Annotated in this window: 14 protein-coding genes; 10 read left to right on the plus strand and 4 right to left on the minus strand. The window is 57.3% G+C overall.

The features are described 5' to 3' along the window. Positions 1-82 precede the first annotated feature (82 nt). From ACI0FJ_RS00435 to ACI0FJ_RS00450, 4 genes are all read left to right on the plus strand, one after another. On the plus strand, positions 83-295 hold the full coding sequence (locus tag ACI0FJ_RS00435) for a hypothetical protein (protein ID WP_424297880.1): 213 nt from the start codon (positions 83-85) through the stop codon (positions 293-295). A 54-nt stretch (positions 296-349) separates the two neighbouring features. Next, positions 350-1,192 (plus strand): ribonuclease H-like domain-containing protein, encoded by an 843-nt coding sequence (locus ACI0FJ_RS00440; RefSeq protein ID WP_424297881.1) that lies wholly within the window; start codon positions 350-352, stop codon positions 1,190-1,192. A gap of 182 nt (positions 1,193-1,374) precedes the next feature. Beyond that, positions 1,375-1,857, plus strand: a complete 483-nt coding sequence (locus tag ACI0FJ_RS00445; RefSeq protein WP_424297882.1) for a MarR family winged helix-turn-helix transcriptional regulator — start codon at positions 1,375-1,377, stop codon at positions 1,855-1,857. Next, positions 1,838-3,259, plus strand: coding sequence for an MFS transporter (locus tag ACI0FJ_RS00450; protein ID WP_424297883.1), 1,422 nt, complete (start codon positions 1,838-1,840; stop codon positions 3,257-3,259). The genes ACI0FJ_RS00445 and ACI0FJ_RS00450 overlap by 20 nt, the downstream gene beginning before the upstream one ends. Here ACI0FJ_RS00450 and ACI0FJ_RS00455 read toward each other — a convergent pair. From ACI0FJ_RS00455 to ACI0FJ_RS00470, 4 genes are read right to left on the minus strand one after another with little or no spacing between them, the layout of a single operon-like run. After that, positions 3,240-4,115 (minus strand): EamA family transporter, encoded by an 876-nt coding sequence (locus tag ACI0FJ_RS00455; RefSeq protein ID WP_424297884.1) that lies wholly within the window; start codon positions 4,113-4,115, stop codon positions 3,240-3,242. The genes ACI0FJ_RS00450 and ACI0FJ_RS00455 overlap by 20 nt on opposite strands. A 9-nt stretch (positions 4,116-4,124) precedes the next feature. After that, positions 4,125-5,006 carry an aldo/keto reductase gene (locus tag ACI0FJ_RS00460; protein ID WP_424297885.1) on the minus strand — a complete coding sequence of 294 codons (882 nt, stop codon included), beginning with the start codon at positions 5,004-5,006 and terminating at the stop codon, positions 4,125-4,127. 60 nt (positions 5,007-5,066) lie between these two features. Continuing rightward, complete coding sequence (locus tag ACI0FJ_RS00465; RefSeq protein WP_424297886.1) at positions 5,067-6,116, minus strand: glycosyltransferase family 9 protein; 1,050 nt, start codon at positions 6,114-6,116, stop codon at positions 5,067-5,069. After that, on the minus strand, positions 6,117-6,599 hold the full coding sequence (locus tag ACI0FJ_RS00470; protein WP_424297887.1) for a hypothetical protein: 483 nt from the start codon (positions 6,597-6,599) through the stop codon (positions 6,117-6,119). A 243-nt stretch (positions 6,600-6,842) separates the two neighbouring features. Here ACI0FJ_RS00470 and uvrB point away from each other — a divergent pair, with 243 nt between their 5' ends. The 6 genes from uvrB (at position 6,843) to ACI0FJ_RS00500 (ending at position 16,987) form a co-directional block, all read left to right on the plus strand. Then, the gene (gene uvrB, locus ACI0FJ_RS00475; RefSeq protein ID WP_424297888.1) at positions 6,843-8,858 is read left to right on the plus strand and encodes an excinuclease ABC subunit UvrB; all 2,016 of its coding nucleotides are present in this window, start codon (positions 6,843-6,845) and stop codon (positions 8,856-8,858) included. Then, positions 8,855-9,919: a potassium channel family protein gene (locus ACI0FJ_RS00480; RefSeq protein WP_424297889.1), complete on the plus strand. Its 1,065-nt coding sequence runs from the start codon at positions 8,855-8,857 to the stop codon at positions 9,917-9,919. Before uvrB ends, ACI0FJ_RS00480 begins: the two co-directional genes overlap by 4 nt. A gap of 46 nt (positions 9,920-9,965) precedes the next feature. Next, positions 9,966-12,314, plus strand: coding sequence for an NAD-dependent DNA ligase LigA (ligA, locus tag ACI0FJ_RS00485; RefSeq protein ID WP_424297890.1), 2,349 nt, complete (start codon positions 9,966-9,968; stop codon positions 12,312-12,314). 31 nt (positions 12,315-12,345) lie between these two features. Beyond that, complete coding sequence (gene dapB / locus ACI0FJ_RS00490; protein ID WP_424297891.1) at positions 12,346-13,125, plus strand: 4-hydroxy-tetrahydrodipicolinate reductase; 780 nt, start codon at positions 12,346-12,348, stop codon at positions 13,123-13,125. A 299-nt stretch (positions 13,126-13,424) separates the two neighbouring features. Beyond that, positions 13,425-14,342 (plus strand): BMP family lipoprotein, encoded by a 918-nt coding sequence (locus ACI0FJ_RS00495; RefSeq protein ID WP_424297892.1) that lies wholly within the window; start codon positions 13,425-13,427, stop codon positions 14,340-14,342. 230 nt (positions 14,343-14,572) lie between these two features. Beyond that, positions 14,573-16,987 (plus strand): ATP-binding protein, encoded by a 2,415-nt coding sequence (locus tag ACI0FJ_RS00500; RefSeq protein WP_424297893.1) that lies wholly within the window; start codon positions 14,573-14,575, stop codon positions 16,985-16,987. Positions 16,988-17,025: the final 38 nt, after the last annotated feature.

Raw genomic sequence — 17,025 nt, forward strand, 5'->3', positions numbered from 1 at the left:
TGGCACGTAATCCGGCAGATCCGAAAGGGTCTGCCGGAATCTTGATTATAAAAGCAACTTGCCGAGATTTCAGGAGCTTTTCATGGCCAAAGATATGGATTTCTACAAGCAGTACGTTTTGGACTGTTTTACCCGCCAGGAAACCAACAGTCTGCTGATCATGAGCATTGTGGCCACCGCTGGCGACGACCTGGAAATCGAAGACCTGCCTCATATTGTTCCGGCCGTTCGTGCGCTGGAAAAGGAAGGCAAGCTGCGGCCGGAAGATGCCCGCGGGTATCTGCGACTGCGCTAACGGCTCGGTATCTTTGTAGTCTTCACATTCCCACCATAGTACTACCGTGTAATCATGCTTGAACATACCTTTATTCATTTGCCCGGAGTGGGCGAAAAGACCGAGTCCCGCCTGTGGGAACGCGGTTTTTTGCATTGGGACGACGTTATCGGGCAGGAAGATCCTCCGTTTTCCCGCGCCAAAAAAGGGTTGGCCCTGAGTGCGTTGGAAGAATCCCGCAAGCGTCTGGCGCAACGGGATTGCGATTATTTCGCACAACGTCTGCCTGCCGGAGAGCACTGGCGGCTGTTTCCCGATTTCGGCGACAAGGTGGGCTACCTGGATATCGAAACCACAGGGCTGGGCAATGGCTCCGGCGACCACATCACCACCATAGCCCTGTACGATGGGCAGACGGTCCGCACCTATGTGCATGGTCGCAATCTGGAAGACTTCGAGGACGACATCCGGGAATGCTCCCTGCTGGTGACATTCAACGGCAAATGTTTCGACATCCCGTTCATCGAGCGCCAGATGCGCATCAAACTTCCCGTGGCGCACATCGACCTGCGCTTTGTGCTCAAGGCACTGGGCATGAAGGGTGGGCTGAAAAGTTGCGAAAAACAGTTCGGCCTGGACCGCGATGAACTGGACGGGGTAGACGGATATTTTGCGGTTTTGCTGTGGCAGGAATTCGAAAACACGGGCAATGAAAACGTTTTGGAGACCCTGCTGGCATACAATGCCGCCGACGTCATAGGGCTGGAAGTACTGTTGCATCACGCCCTGGCAGCCAAATTTCGGGATACACCGTTCGGGCCCGACTATCCCGTGTCCATTCCCGAGCCTGTCGCCAATCCGCATACTCCCGATGTTGAGTTGGTTCGGCAGATGAAGCTGTTGCATTACGGATTATAGAAAAAATTTTTCAATAATCGCCCCAGCGGGCAGTCAAAGCGCGGATGCTACGGTCTCCGCGCTTTGTGCGTTTACGAAGGGGACGTTTTTGTGGAGGGAAGCCACTTGCCAGCCATAGGACTTTACCTTAACTGTTGACGCGTCAACAATACTCTGCTGGAGCAGGTTTGCAGGAATTTCAAATGACAGAAAAAGACAAGGAATTGCAGCTACATAAAAACCGGCCTGTTTCCTTCGGATACAGGGTTGCTGTTTTGGCTCGGCTGCAGGCCCAGATTATGACCCCGCGTGTCGAAGCATTGGGCCTTTCGTATTGCGGGGTGCCCATCATGGCGGAACTGTATTTTCTTGAACGCGAGGTTACGCAGGACGAATTGGTTACCAGGTTGCTGTTGGACAAGGCGGCTGTTGCCCGCACCCTTGGCGATCTGGAAAAGAGAGGGCTGGTCCGGCGGAGGGTAAATCCGGACAACAGACGCCAGAAGCTTGTTGCCCCTTCCGAGGAAGGGTGGAAATTGCACGAACAGCTTTGCAGCGAGCTGCGGAGCATGTCGAGTGTTTTGGCTGACGGCTTTACTGATGATGAAAGGGAGCTGGCCCTGCAGCTTCTGGATAGGATGATAATTAACGGTATGAGGTACAAGAATGCAATGCAAGACGTGTGAGGCGCAGACGGAAGCCATTTCCGAATGGAAGGTTTTGTTCATCGTCTGCGTGGCCCAGTTTTTGGGGCCGCTCATGGGGTCTTCGGTAGGCATAGCACTGCCTTCCATCGGCTACCATTTCTCGGCCAGCGCGGCCATGCTCAGCCGCGTGGAGTCGGACTATATATTGGCTTTTTCCATTATTTTGCTTCCGGCAGGGCGTTTCGGCGACATCTACGGGCGCAAAAAGGTTTTCACCGCCGGGCTCATACTTTTTACCTTGGCCACGGCCGTGCTTCCCTTTGCCTGGAACATTGGGGCGTTTGTCCTCATCCGGCTTTTCCAGGGATGCGGAGCGGCCATGATTACCAGCACCAGTGTCGCCATCCTTATGATGGTCTTTCCTCCGTCCGTGCGCGGGCGTGCCATGGGCATCATTACGGCGTCGGTCTATACCGGTATATCCGTCGGGCCAGTCGTGGGGGGAGCCGTTGTTACCCATTTGGGCTGGCAATGGGTTTTCTATATGGTCCTGCCGCTCTGTCTCATTGCCGTTTTGCTCACCTTCTCCCAACTGCGCGGGGAATGGTTCGGCGATAAGGGCGGAACCTTCGACTGGCTGGGAACTGTGTTTTTCATGGGGTCCATCAGCGCGTTGGTCTATGGCGTCATGGAGGCCGAAGGGATTTGGGGCACGGCTTTGGTTGTGGCGGGGCTGGCTGGCCTCTGTTTTTTCCTGTGGCTGCAGAGCCATTCCAAGTCGCCGCTTCTGGATGTCTCCCTGCTGCTGCGAAACAAGGTCTTTGCCTTCAGCAACCTGGCTACGCTCATCAACTACGCTTCATCGTTCGGCGTCGTCTTTCTGTTGAGTTTGTATCTGCAATACGTGCGCGGCTGCACGCCCCAGGAAGCCGGACTTCTTCTGGTGGTGCAGCCCATTGTCCAGGCGGTGCTTTCGCCCCTGGCAGGCCGGATGAGCGATAAAATATCACCGGCCCTGTTGGCGACCTCTGGAATGGCCCTGTGTACTGTTGGTCTGGCCTGGACGGCTTTTCTTACGGTTGAAACGCCCCTGTACATCATCGGCGCCATTCTGGTGGTGTTCGGCTTTGGTTTCGGCATTTTCGCCTCGCCCAACATGAACACCATCATGAGCAGCGTGGCCGCGCGACACTATGGCGTTGCCTCCGGGCTTGTCGCCACCATGCGCACGCAGGGCATGCTGGTCTGCATGACCACCATCACCTTTGTGTTCACCATTTATCTGGGCGACGCCACGGTTTCCCAGGAGAACATTCCCGGTTTTATGAGCAGCTTGGAAACGCTTTTCATTCTGTTCAGCGGACTGAGCGTGCTGGGCGTGTTCATGTCCATGGTCCGGACCAGCGGAAAGCGCGAACCACTCAGCCCCACAGCGAAATAAGCACGGCCCCGGCAAACATCACACCTGCTCCGGCCAGGCGCATGGCAATGTTGGTTTCGTGAAAGACCAGCGCGCCAAAGCCCACGCTGAACAGGCCGGACAGGCGTTTGACCGAGACCATGTAGGCTGTCTGCACCAGGGATACCGCCCACATGTGCAGAAGCACCTGCACAAAGCTGACGCCTGCCACCAGAAAACCAGCCAGCGGGCGGTGCAGCAGGGGAGCAAAGCGTATCCGTCCACTCAGGCGCAGTGCGGAAAGAACGCAGAGGGCAAAGCTGGCAAAGAAAATCGTTCCGGAGAAAACCGGACTGCTGAGCGTGACCATCTTTTTGCCGAGCACCACGCAAAGGCCGTACAGGACGGCGGCAATGAGCATGAGGCGCGAGCCCTGTTCCTGCAAGATGGCCCGGAACGGGGCCAGGAGGTCGTCGCGTCGCAGGGTGTTCAAATTGATGATGTAGCTTCCTGCCACAATCAGGCCTATTCCCGCCACTCCTGCGTTGCTTACTGTCTCGCCCAGAAAAAGATAGCCGGTCAGGATGACAACGGCTGGCGTAAAGGACAGGAAAGGCATGGTCAGGGAGAGGGGCGAGAGGTTCACCGAAGCCATGTGGCAGATGAAACCGGCCGTGTTGAACGGCAACAGAATGACCAGCGTGTACCAGAACTGGGCCGGTATTTCGTTGGGCCACGGAAGCAGCAGGAGCATGCCGAAGCTTATGGGCAGCGAATAAAGCATGGGCACCGCGGTCATGTGCAGCGGGCTCATGGAGCCGAAGAACCGTTTGGCAACGGCAACTTCCGATGCGGCGGCAAAGGCCACGGACAGGGAGACCAGAAACCAGAACGGCATTGTTGCAGGCTATTCGGCCTGGAAATCTTTGCGGTAAAAGGCCATGCGCCTGGCATGGGGGCGGAATGGCTCCAGCAGTTCGTTCTGCATGGCCTCGTCCATGGGACGATGGTCCCGCAGGGCACGGGCCAGTATCCGTACATGGTCGGCCATGGAACATCCCACCACCACAGCGGTTACGGGCAGAGACAGGGCATAGCGCAACAGCAGTTCCGGGGTGACGTACCCCTGGGGATTGATGTAGTGGCCGCCGCCAAAGACCCTTGTGCCGATGACGGCCATGCCTTTGTCCTGGGCAATGGGCAGGACGTTCTGCAAAAAGCCGTTTTCCGAAGCGCCTTCCACCACGTTGACCGGCATGACCACACAGTCCAGGGGCCACTGTTCCAGGCAACGGGCCAGAATGTCCGGATCGAAATGGCCGCTTACGCCGATGCTGCGGACCTTGCCTGCCTCTTTTGCCTGAACAAATGCCTCCAGGGCGCCGCCGGGCCGGGCAATGGCTTGGAAATCCTCGCGGGTGTGCACGTCGTGCAGCTGCCACAAATCAAGATGGTCGGTATGCAATCGCTTCAGGCTGGCGTCCAGCTCGTGCAATGCCCCGTCCCTGTCGCGCACTCCCGACTTGTCGGCCAGAAAAACAGATTTGCGGGCCTGAGGATCTTTTTCCCAGGTTGCCCCCAGGTAGCCTTCACTGCCCATGTAGGCGGGAGCGGTATCAAAAAGGGCAAGCCCCTGGTGCAGGGCTTCCTGAATGACGATTTGGGCGCCGGTTTCCTGCCCGAAAGTCCGCAGAATGCCTTTGCCCCCCAGCCCCACGCGGGTAACGCGCAGGCCGGTGGTGCCGAAGGGAACCCGGGGCAGAGGGGGGAATGCGTTGGTTTCGTTCATACTATCTCCTGCACCGACATGTACATGAATACGGGCTGGGAGGAAATACGATGTACCGGTTCAGGCAACGGCAGGAATGCGTTGCAGCAGTTCGGGCAACATTCTTTCCGGCATCAGTTCGCGCAGACAGCGCAGGTGCCCAGGCCCGCAGGTGTTGTCGTTGCACGGCTGGCAGTCCAGCCCCAGGGCAATGGCCGTGTGTTTGGAGGAAGGAAAGGTCCAGGCCTGGCTGGTGGAGCCCAGCGGCACCAGGGTAGGAGTGTCCACGGCCACGGCAAAGTGGCGCGGCGCGGAACAGTTGCCCAGGTGCAGGTCGGCGGCGTTGATGACGGCGGCCATCTGGCGCAGGCTGATGATGTCGTCCGTGATGATCAGGCTTTCCTTGTGCTGCATTTGGGCGGCAATGGCGTCGATGTCGTTGCGTTCGCCGGGACCGTAGAGCAGGAAGAAGCGCGCTTCCGGCCGCTGCTGCGCGGCCATGTCCAGCAGGGCGGCGTAGTGGGCGGCAGGCCAGCGGCGGGTGTCCCTCCTGTGGGTGGGGTCCACGGTGATGAGCGGTGTACGGCCGGGAGTCCAGCCCTCGGCACGCAGAAATTCGTCAGCCCACGTTTTTTCCGCTTCGGTCAGATACAGCCTGGGGCGTTCGCCGTTCCACTCAATGCCCAGCGGAGCAAGCACGCTGGCCTTGGCCATGGCTGCATATCCGTCCTTGGGAACGGCGGTCAGGTTGTAGAGCCAGCGCGTGTACCAGGGCGGTGAATAACTCAGCCGCACCGGAGCGCGCGAAAAGCCCACCACCCAGCGGCAACGGGGCAGTTGCTGGAAATCCACAACCAGGTCGTATCCTTCGGAAGCCACTCTGCGGTAGAAGATCAGCTCCTTGCCCAGATGGGAAAGGGCTTTTTTGTCGATTTCCCAGACCTTGTGCAGGTGAGGATTGTTCTCCAGCACCGGAGCGCATTTTTTTTCCGTAAAAAAATGAATCCGTGCTTCGGGGTAGGCCTTGTGCAGCAGTTCAACGGCAGGAGTGGACAAAAGAACATCCCCGATCTGCCGGAGTTGGCAGACCAGGATGTTCTTTGGGGATCTTTCGGAAAAAGGACGCTTCACCTAGCTTTGCACCGGAACAAGAGGTTCGTGCTGGGAGAGGTCGAACAGGCCGTGCATGGGGATGCCCAGTGTGTAGCTGGGAAGCTTTTCAAAGCGGATGAGGCCGATGTTCTTGCCTTCACCGACAGCCGAAAGCGGCGTCATGCCCAGGGGAATGGGAAAGCTCAGCGGCATGGAGGTGATGGAAGCCAGGCGCTCGCCGTATTGCTTCTGCAGAAATTCCACGATGTTGTCGCGCTCTCCGGGACCGAAGGTTTCCAGAAATACCTGACGGCTGCCGATCGGGTCGGTATGGGTCGGGTCCACGGGATCGCCCAGCATCTTGTCCCAGCGGTAGGCGTTGTTGTCTTCTTCGGGCCATTCCGGGCGGAAGAGATGGACTTCCACGTTTTTGCGGCCTTTGAAGCTTTTGATGACCATGGACAGAGTAAAGCCGCGGTCGATTTCCGGCGGAAAATCGTGGTCGAGGATGTTGAGTTCCATACTTGTCTCCTTTTGAGGGCGGCGCTTCCGGTAGGGAAGCCGCCAATCCGGATGCCCGTGGAAAATGACTTTGCCGTCAGGCTGATATTGTTTATCCTGATCAGTCTGGATACAGCGGGAGTCGCCAACCGACCTTACGGCAGACGGCTTTTTTGTGTATCTGTGGAGCCCGGACTCCCGGTATGTTTTTCAAGAGCCTGCTATAGTGTATTTGAACCGCGCTGAAAAGGGGGCGCACAGGCCATGCAAAGTGTTTTTCAGTTGGAGAGCAGATTCGAGCCCGCAGGCGACCAGCCCAAGGCCATCGACAAGCTTACGGACGGCGTGCTGTCCGGGAAGAAACATCAGGTTTTGCTGGGTGTTACCGGGTCGGGTAAAACCTTCACCATGGCCAACGTCATTGCGCGTACGGGCAGGCCGGCTCTTATACTGGCCCCGAACAAAACCCTGGCCGCGCAGCTTTACAACGAGTTCCGCGAGTTGTTTCCTCATAATGCCGTCGAATATTTCGTAAGCTATTACGATTACTACCAGCCTGAAGCCTACCTGCCGCACACGGATACCTTTATCGAGAAGGATTCGAGCATCAACGACGACATTGAAAAACTGCGTCACGCCGCCACCCACGCGCTGCTGACGCGGCCCGATGTCATCATCGTGGCTTCGGTTTCCTGTATCTACGGTTTGGGCTCTCCGGAATACTACGCCAAAATGGTGGTGCCCGTTGAGCAGGGGCAGGAACTTTCCCGGGCAAAGCTTATTGAACGGCTGGTGGACATTCATTACGAGCGTAACGACTACGACTTTACGCGCGGTACCTTCCGGGTGCGCGGCGACGTGCTGGAAATCATTCCGGCCTATGTGCGGGAAAAAGCCATACGCGTGGAATTTTTCGGCGACGAGGTGGACAACGTCTACGAGACCGACCCCCTGACCGGTGAAATCCTGTCCACCATGGGCAAAACCGTCATCTTTCCGGCCAGCCACTATGTTTCCGACCGGGACAACGTCAAGCGCGCCATGGAAGATATCCGGCAGGAGATGGTGGAGCGCACGGAGGAGTTCCGCAAGCAGAACAAGCTCATAGAAGCCCAGCGCATCGAGCAGCGCACCATGTTCGATCTGGAAACCATAGAGGAGCTTGGCTACTGCAACGGGGTGGAAAACTATTCACGCCATCTGGACGGCAGGGCTCCAGGTTCTCCGCCGGCAACACTGCTGGACTATTTTCCGGAAGATTTTCTCATGTTCGTGGACGAGTCGCACATTGCCATTCCCCAGGTGGGCGGCATGTTCAACGGCGACCGTTCGCGCAAGACCACCCTGGTGAATTTCGGCTTCCGGCTGCCTTCGGCCCTGGACAACAGGCCGCTGAACTTCGAAGAGTTTCTGGAGCGGGTCAACCAGTGCGTGTACGTATCGGCCACGCCCGGCCCCTGGGAGCTGGAACAGACCAACGGCCAGACCGTGGAGCAGGTTATCCGGCCCACCGGGCTTATCGATCCCGAAGTGGAAATCCGGCCCACCAACGGCCAGGTGGACGATCTGCTGGCCGAATGCAAGGCGCGCATGCAGCGCAACGAGCGGGTTCTGGTGACCACCCTGACCAAACGCATGGCCGAGGAACTCACAGAGTACATCGAGTCCATGGGCGTGCCTTCCAAATACCTGCATTCGGATATCGACACCCTGGAGCGCATGGCCATTATTCAGGCGTTGCGCAAAGGCGAGTTCGTCGTGCTGGTGGGCATCAACCTGCTGCGCGAGGGGCTGGATATTCCCGAGGTCTCTCTGGTGACTATTCTGGACGCGGACAAGGAAGGCTTTTTGCGCTCCACGCGCTCGCTCATCCAGACCTTTGGCCGGGCGGCGCGTAACGTGGACGCCCGCGTCATCATGTATGCGGACAACATTACCGAGTCCATGCGCAACGCCGTGCTGGAAACGGAACGTCGCCGTGCGCGCCAGGAAGAGTTCAACCGCGAGCACGACATCACCCCGGTTACCATAGCCAAATCCCTGGACAATCCCCTGGAGCGTTTTTACGGTTCCAGGGATACTGGCAAAACCAACGGCTCGGCCATGGCAGCAGAAGAACATGCCGACTATGGTCTTTCTCCCAAGGAATTGGAAAAGAGGATTGCCAAGCTGGAGCGGGAAATGCGTGATGCTGCCAAGGAATTGGAATTCGAAAAGGCCGCGGCCCTGCGCGACAGGATGCTGAAGCTGCGCCAGCTGCTGCTGGAGACCGGGGCGTGAGCGACTGGACAGGCCGTACGCGCCGCTGGGTATACCGATTCCGCAGCAAATACGATGTGTTGTGGCAGGTAGCCCTTGGTTGCCTGGGGCTGATCGTTATTTCAGTCATCGGCATTGTCGGGTACATGCTCATAGAAGGCTGGAATGTGGTGGACAGCTTCTACATGGTTGTCATCACCCTGGCCACGGTGGGGTATCAGGAAGTCCACCCCATGGGTGATGTGGCGCGATTGTGGACGGCTTTTCTTATTTTGGGCGGTGTGGGCAGTTTCATGTACATCGCCAGTATGTTTTTTCAGCTTTTGGTCGAGGGCCGTTTGCAGCGGATTCTCGCCAGACGGAGAGTGCGCAAGATGATCAGCTCCCTGGACGGACATTTCATTGTATGCGGTTACGGGAGAATCGGCTCCATTGTGGTGGAGCAGCTGACCAAGGAAAACTACCCCGTGGTGGTTGTGGAAAAGGACCAGGACCTTATCGACTCGCTGCGGACGGAAGGTATTTTGTGCATCAGCGGCGACGCCACTTCGGACGAGACTTTGGAGGCGGCTGGGCTGGACAAGGCCCGTTCGCTCATCACCGCGCTTTCGCACGAAGCATCCAACGTCTATGTCACGCTTACGGCGCGCCAACTCAACCCCAATCTCACCATCATTGCCCGGGCGGACAACCGCGCCCATATCCAGCGGCTGAAACGGGCCGGTGCGGACCGCGTTGTCATGCCGCACATCATCGGCGGCATGCGCATGGCGCAAAGCGTGCTGCGGCCATCCGTCACCAACCTGCTGGAACTTGCCATGCAGGGCACCGTGGAACTGGAGATGGAAGAGCACGTGGTGGGGCCGTCGTCCGAGCTGGTGGGCAAAAATCTCATCGAGTCGGAAATCCGTCCCCGCTTCAACGTCATCATCATCGGCATCCGCAAGGTGGACGGGGAAATGGTCTTTAATCCCGATGCGCATTTCGTTATCAGTAGCGGCGACACCCTTGTGACCGTGGGCAAGCACGAAAGCATGGTCAAGCTGCGTGAGATAAGCGGAACCAATGGTCACTCCCTGTAGATAACAGCTCAACCCAACCGCCGTATGGCGCGTTCCCATAGGAAATATGAATCAGACTTCCCAGAGCATTGCCGACCGGGTGGCCGAACTGCGGCGCCTTCTCGAATACCACAACCGTCGCTATTACGTGTTGGATGATCCGGAAATAAGCGACGCGGAATACGACGTCCTTTTTCGCGAGCTTTCCGCAATAGAGCGTGATCATCCCGAATTCGACGATCCCAACTCTCCCACCCGCCGTGTGGGAGGCGCGCCGCTTTCCGCATTCGGCCAGTACAAACACGCCGTGCGCATGTACAGCCTGGATAACGCCATGGAAGTGCAGGAATGGGAAGAGTTTGCCAAGCGGTTGCCCCGATATTTCAGCGATGAATTCGCCCGCCGTGTTCTGGACGAGGTGCGGGAGACCATGGGCGGAAAAATTCCGGACAAGGCTGCCGAAGTCATCCGCCGCGGAGCCAAAAAGGCTGCGGAACTGGGGCTGGGCAAGTCCGGTAAAGAAGTCCGCACCGTCATGTGCGACGAGGCCGAACGTGCGGTCCGGCAGTGTGTGGAACTGGGGCAGCCCCTGCTGCGCGGAGGATATGTCTGCCATGTGCTGGATGATATGCCCGAGGATGTTCTGTCCGGGCTTGAAACCGTACTCGGCTGTTTCTGGACAGACCCCAAAATGGACGGGCTGGCCTGCGAGGTGGTGTACCGCAACGGCACGCTGGAAGTAGCCGCCACCCGAGGCGACGGGGAAACGGGCGAGGACGTGACCGCCAACATGCGGACCGTCCGCAACCTGCCGTTGCAGCTGAACGGCAACCGGGTGCCTTCTCTGCTGGAGGTGCGCGGCGAAGTGGTCATGGACAAGGCCGACTTTCACGCCCTCAACGACCGGCAGTCCGAACAGGGGGAAAAGATTTTTGCCAATCCCCGCAATGCGGCGGCAGGCTCCCTGCGCCAGCTCGATTCCCGCGTTACGGCCACCCGTCCGTTGCGGTTTCTGGCCTATGGAGTGGGGCGTGTGCAATGGGACGGGGCAACGGCGGAGGATGCCGGAGCCCAAGGGCCGTGGACCAGCCAGCAGGAAACAATGGTTGGGCTGCAGGCACTGGGGCTGGACATTCCCGTACAAACCCTGCTGTGCAATACCCCGGCCGAGGTGTCCGAACGTTTCGCTGTTTTCGGTGAAATACGCGAAGAGCTGCCCATGGAGATCGACGGTCTTGTTGCCAAGCTGAACAGCGTCCCGCTGCAGAATTTTCTGGGCAGTACGGCGCGTGCTCCGCGCTGGGCCCTGGCGCTCAAGTTTCCCGCGCATCAGGTCACAACCCGTCTGGTGAACATCCGCATCCAGGTGGGGCGTACCGGCGTGCTCACACCGGTAGCCGAGGTGGAGCCGGTCAATGTGGGCGGGGTGCAGGTTTCCAATGCCACCTTGCACAACGAAAGTTTCATCCGGGAAAGGGACCTGCGCCTGGGCGACATGGTGGTTATCCAGCGGGCCGGGGACGTCATCCCGGAAATTGTCCGGGCGGTGACGGAAGAACGCACGGGCGAGGAAAGGGAATTCGTCTTTCCGGAAAACTGTCCCGAATGCGGTTCCAAGGTCGTTCTGGCCTCGGACGGGGGCGGTACAGCCAGTGCCCGGCGCATCTGGAAGTGCGTGAACCTGTCGTGCCCGGCGGTGCGGCGGCAGAAGATCATCCACTTTGTCTCCAAGGCAGGGCTGGATGTGGAAGGCGTGGGCCGCAAGTGGGTGGAAATCCTCATCGACAAGGGCATGGTGCAGACACCCGCCGATCTTTTCACCATCCGCAAGGAGCAGCTTGTTCACCTGGACCGCATGGGCGAGAAGTCTGCGGACAATTTCGTCCAGGCCTTTGAGGCTGCGGCACGGCCGTCGCTGCCCCGTTTTTTGTGCGCCCTGGGGATTGATCTGGTGGGCGAGGAGACCGCGCGTCTGTTGGCCCGCAGGTTCGGCACCCTGGAAGCCGTATCCGCAGCCACGGAAGAAGAACTGAACCAACTGCCCGGTGTCAGCTATCGTATTTCGCAGTCCCTGGCGGAGTTTTTTGCAAACACCCAGAACCATGAGCTGCTGGACCGGTTCAAGGACGTGGGCGTATGGCCGGAACCGGAAACGGACCAGGGCGGTACGCCGGAAGGTCCGCTGGCCGGAAAGCGGGTATTGTTCACCGGCTCGCTGGAGAGCATGGCCCGTGGCGAGGCTGCCAAAATTGCCCAGGCGGCCGGAGCGGAAATTGCCTCCGGAGTGTCACGCAATCTTGATTATCTTGTGGCCGGTGCCAAGGCCGGAAGTAAGTTGGAAAAGGCTCGCAAATTGGGCGTGGAAGTTCTGGACGAACAGAGTTTTCTGCAGCTGTGCGGAGCAGAGAAACAATAATTTCATCAATTCGAGACGAGGGAGAGAAGCCATGAGCACCAAGGTCATTATTAACGGAGCGGCCGGACGCATGGGCCAGACCCTGTGCCGTCTGGTAATGGAAGATTCCGATCTGGAACTTGTGGGTGTGGTGGACCGGGCCCAAAATCAGGAACGCCTGGCTGCGTATACGTGCCCCAAGGGGCCGGACCTTGCCGAGGTCATCAAACAGGCGGGCAAGGCCGTGGTTATCGATTTCAGTTCCATCGAGTCGAGCCTTGCTTTGGCAAAAACAGTGGCCGAAGCCGGTGTGATGGCTGTTATCGGCACCACGGGGTTCAATGCCGGGCAGGTGGCGGAGCTTGAAAAATCCGCAGCAAAAGCGCCTATCTTCTGGGCCCCCAACATGAGTGTGGGCATCAACGTATTGCAGCAGATTCTCCCGGAACTGGCCAAGAAGCTGGGCGTGGAATACGACATGGAGATCATGGAAATCCACCACAATAAAAAGGCCGACGCACCCAGCGGAACGGCTGTGAAACTGGCCCAGGGACTTGCCGAGGCCCGTGGCTGGGATCTTGAGGAAACCAAGTGCTACAGCCGCGACGGCATCATCGGTGCCCGTCCCCAAAAAGAGGTGGGTGTAATGGCTCTGCGCGGCGGCGATGTGGTCGGCGACCATACCGTGTACTTTTTCGGCCCCGGCGAACGTATCGAGGTGACGCACCGTGCGCACTCCCGTGAAAACTTTGCCGGTGGCGCCCTGCGGGCCGCCAAGTGGCTGGCCGGGCAAAAGCCGGGCAAGCTCTACGCCATGGCCGATCTGTTCTAGATTTCGCGGAGTTAACGTAGTGCCATTGAAAGGCGCATCCTTGTATTTGGGGATGCGCCTTTTTTATGGGAAGAAGAAGTTGGTCAGGGGGAAAATAAAAAAATGCGAGAATAACCAATAGACTTGTCGAGCGTGCAGTTTCTTCAGTAAATATAGCGTGATAATTTAATATTTTTCCCGCTCTGCTGGTGACAGCGGAGTTGAAAGCAAGTATGAATCTGTCCATGCTTCGCCACATATTCTTCGCCTTATGCATGGTATTCTTGTTAGCTACGTTAGCTGTTGCGAAGCCTCACACCGTGGGGTTCATTACTGGCGCTGCGGGGTTGGGCGATGAATCCTTCAGCGACATGACCTACAAGGGCCTGCGCAAGGCACAACGCAGATTCGGTTTTGAGCTCATGATTGCGGAACCCGATTCACCTGGAATGGTCAGCAACCAGACCATTGATGAGCTGACTAAAAACTGTGATGTGATCGTTCTTCTCGGGGCGCAGTACAACCCGCTGGCACGGGGACTGGCAGCGTCCAATCCGGATAAGAAGTTTGTCGTTATCGAAGGGAATATTACAGATAGTCCCAATGTCGCATCCATAGGGTTTCAACAGCACGAAGGTGCTTTCCTGGCCGGTGCCCTGGCCGCGATGGTTACACAAACCCATATTATCGGTTATATTGGCGGAACGGATATCCCCCCGGTACGTTCCTTTTTGGTCGGCTACACCGAGGGGGCGCGGAAGGTGAATCCCGAAGTGCGTGTTGAAAGTTTTTTTATCGGGGGGCCGGGAGATTTTTCCGGGTTTGAAAAACCGTGGGACGGGCTGCGTGTCGCCACCAGAATGTACAATAATGGTGTCGATGTCATATTTCAGGTTGCGGGAATGACCGGGAACGGAGTTATCGAGGCTGCCCGCCGGGAAGGAAAATACGTTATAGGCGTGGATTCCAATCAGGACGCCATGGCCGTGGGCCACGTACTGACCAGCATGATGAAGCGGTTTGATGAAGCCGTTTACGAGGAAATGGTCCAGCTTTTTTCCGGAAAATTCGTTCCCGGCAGCAAGAAATACGGTCTGCGGGAAAAAGGTGTCAGTCTTACGGATATGCGCTATAGTCGCGACGTGGTTTCCCCGGATATGCGGGCAAAACTCGAGAAATTGAAACAGGGCATTGTGAATGGTACCATTGTTGTGACCAATCTGCTGGATGCGTACTAGTGTCGCATTCGTTAAATCCGCATCATTACACATGCGGTAGAACGAGCGGCACGTCATATGGTGGCATGGCCCACCATGCACCGCCAAAGGCGGCGTGAGCGAACCTGAAAACCACGTTTTTCAGGTCGCGGTCTTCCGCAAAATAGGTCTACGTATTTTGTGGACAGCACACTCGTCCGGTGCCGGCGCATCTGGTCCGCCAAATCAGCTGACAGCCTACGGGCGGCATAATGAATCGTTACTCCCGGTTGCGGTTTAAGATCACTTTGGGAATCATGGTCATATTGGCTGTGATATTCTTTGTTCTTGGCATCGGGATAATAGATAAACAACGTAGGCAGCTTCTTGACGGGCTTCGGTCGCGGGCTGGCCGCGTGGCGGAGCTGGTGGCCAGTGCCAGTGTAACCCCCATTGAAAAATACAGTTTTTACCACCTTGAAAAGCTGGCCCTGGTGGCCGAGCTTTCCCCAGACGTTGTTTACTGCGAAATTTTCGACGAAAACGGCGACTCCTTCATCCAAGCCAACAACATCATCTCTTCCTCGCTTTCGGAAAAAAAGATCCGCAAGGTCGGTTCCAATGTGCTTGTGGTGCGGCGCGATATTCACTCCATGCAAAAGCTGCTGGGGTGGGTGGAAATAGGCATTACGCTCAAACCGGTCCTGGCCGACATTCAGGCCGAAAGTCTCAAGCTTTCCGCAGCCTTTGTGGCGGCACTGCTGGTGGTCGCCCTGATGCTGCATGTCTTTTTGGGAAGGATCATCGTCTCTCCCGTGCTGACCCTGGCTGCGGCAGCGGAAAGCATGGGACGGGGGGAATTTGTTCGCTCCTGCGTCATGGGAAGGAAGGATGAACTCGGTGATCTTGCCGATTCCTTTGACCAGATGAGCGCCAGGCTCAAGGAAATGTACGAAGGGTTGGAACGGAAGGTCAACAAGCGAACCGCAGACCTTACCGAGTCGAACCTCAAGTTGCGCCAGGAAGTGGTGGAAAAGGAAAAAGCGCAAAGCGAACTGCAGAAAACGCTGGCGGAGCTGCACCAGACCGTGGATGAGCTTGAGAAAGCCAACCACCAGGCAAAGCAGGCCAACCTCGCCAAAAGCGAGTTTCTGGCCCGCATGAGCCATGAAATCCGTACTCCCATGAATGCAATCCTGGGTATGGCGGAACTGCTGGAGGACACCGGGCTGAGGGACGACCAGGTCCAATATGTGAAAATCTTCAGTTCCTCCGGCGCGGTGCTGATGAATATCATCAACGACATCCTGGATTTTTCCAAAATAGAGGCTGGTCAGATCGTGCTGGAGCGGGAACCCTTTGACCTGCGCCATGAGGTCGAAGAGGTCTGCTCCATTTTTGGTCATGCCGCCCATGGCAAAGGCGTGGAATTGATTGCGGATGTGGATATGGATGTCGCTCCTGCCCACAAGGGGGATTCCACACGTTTGCGTCAGGTTATGACCAATCTGGTGAGCAACTCGGTCAAGTTCACGGATGGGGGGGAGATCGTCCTCAAAGTGAGTGTGCTGGAGTCGACGCCGGGAGCACAGATTCTGGGATTGCAGATAAGCGATACGGGGGTGGGCATCCCCGAGGAAAAATTGGTTGATATCTTTGACAGCTTTACCCAGGCCGACAGTTCAACCACCAGAAAGTACGGTGGAACCGGCCTGGGACTGGCAATTGCCCAACGTCTGGTAACGATAATGCACGGAAAGATCACCGTACGCAGTGAGGTGGGGAAGGGAACGGTGTTTGACGTCCAATTGCCGCTGCCCATTGCCGATCCCATGGAGGTGGCGGCAGAAGCGGAAGCGAGGGTTCCACAAATTGCCATGGATGGCGTTGCCCTGATCGTCAGTCCCAACGCATCGTTGCGGCAGAGCATTCGCAAAATGTTCGACGACTGGGGTACTTCCGTGCGGGAGCGTGATGTGTTGAGCGGGCTGGCCGACTCCCTGGAATTCTTGCAGCGGGAAGGGGACAAAGTGACGACCATTGTTTTGGACAGTGGTTTCCAGCGCGATATCTCCCACACCCTCAGCGAAGAACTGGAAAAAATTCCCGAGAGCATGCGCCCCGCCATACTCTGCCTTTGCTGCGAGAACGAGGGGGCGCGGTTCAAGGAAATGTCTTTGCGCATGGGGCTTGCCGTCCTGTGCAAGCCCGTGCTGCTTGCGGGGTTTGTAAAAGCTCTGGAACATGCCCACGCCCTTGGTCCGGCCCATCCTCTCCAGGTTAACAAAACAACAAACCGGGTCCTCATTGTTGAGGACAACGAACCGAACAGGGAGCTGATGCGGCTTTTTCTCAAGGACGTTTCACTCCAGCTGGACTTTGCCGAGAATGGGCGGAAGGCCCTGGATATTTTTGCGCCCGGCCGGTATGATTTGATCTTGATGGATCTGGAGATGCCTGTCATGGATGGCCTTGAGGCCGTGCAGGCCATACGCCTGAAAGAAAACGGGAACGGGCGCATTCCCATTGTGGCCCTTACCGCCCATGAAGTGGGGGGCTACCGCAAAAAATGCGAGAACGCGGGCTTCGACGGCATTTTGCACAAACCCATTGCCAAGAGTGAACTGCACCGTGCTCTTGAAACGTATCTTGGCAGTGCGGTGTTTGCAAAATCGACATCCGGCTGAACCATACAGCTGGATGCCTCCGCGAAATCTCTTGCCAA

Source organism: Desulfovibrio sp. 7SRBS1, assembly GCF_049723905.1.
In the GTDB taxonomy this organism is placed as follows: Bacteria; Desulfobacterota; Desulfovibrionia; order Desulfovibrionales; family Desulfovibrionaceae.

Bases quoted from the DNA above. Each gene is read 5' to 3' on its own strand.
- ACI0FJ_RS00435 (WP_424297880.1), top strand. From the start codon at position 83: ATGGCCAAAGATATGGATTTCTACAAGCAGTACGTTTTGGACTGTTTT.
- ACI0FJ_RS00440 (WP_424297881.1), top strand. From the start codon at position 350: ATGCTTGAACATACCTTTATTCATTTGCCCGGAGTGGGCGAAAAGACC.
- ACI0FJ_RS00445 (WP_424297882.1), top strand. From the start codon at position 1,375: ATGACAGAAAAAGACAAGGAATTGCAGCTACATAAAAACCGGCCTGTT.
- ACI0FJ_RS00450 (WP_424297883.1), top strand. From the start codon at position 1,838: ATGCAATGCAAGACGTGTGAGGCGCAGACGGAAGCCATTTCCGAATGG.
- ACI0FJ_RS00455 (WP_424297884.1), bottom strand. From the start codon at position 4,115: ATGCCGTTCTGGTTTCTGGTCTCCCTGTCCGTGGCCTTTGCCGCCGCA.
- ACI0FJ_RS00460 (WP_424297885.1), bottom strand. From the start codon at position 5,006: ATGAACGAAACCAACGCATTCCCCCCTCTGCCCCGGGTTCCCTTCGGC.
- ACI0FJ_RS00470 (WP_424297887.1), bottom strand. From the start codon at position 6,599: ATGGAACTCAACATCCTCGACCACGATTTTCCGCCGGAAATCGACCGC.
- uvrB (WP_424297888.1), top strand. From the start codon at position 6,843: ATGCAAAGTGTTTTTCAGTTGGAGAGCAGATTCGAGCCCGCAGGCGAC.
- ligA (WP_424297890.1), top strand. From the start codon at position 9,966: ATGAATCAGACTTCCCAGAGCATTGCCGACCGGGTGGCCGAACTGCGG.
- dapB (WP_424297891.1), top strand. From the start codon at position 12,346: ATGAGCACCAAGGTCATTATTAACGGAGCGGCCGGACGCATGGGCCAG.
- ACI0FJ_RS00500 (WP_424297893.1), top strand. From the start codon at position 14,573: ATGAATCGTTACTCCCGGTTGCGGTTTAAGATCACTTTGGGAATCATG.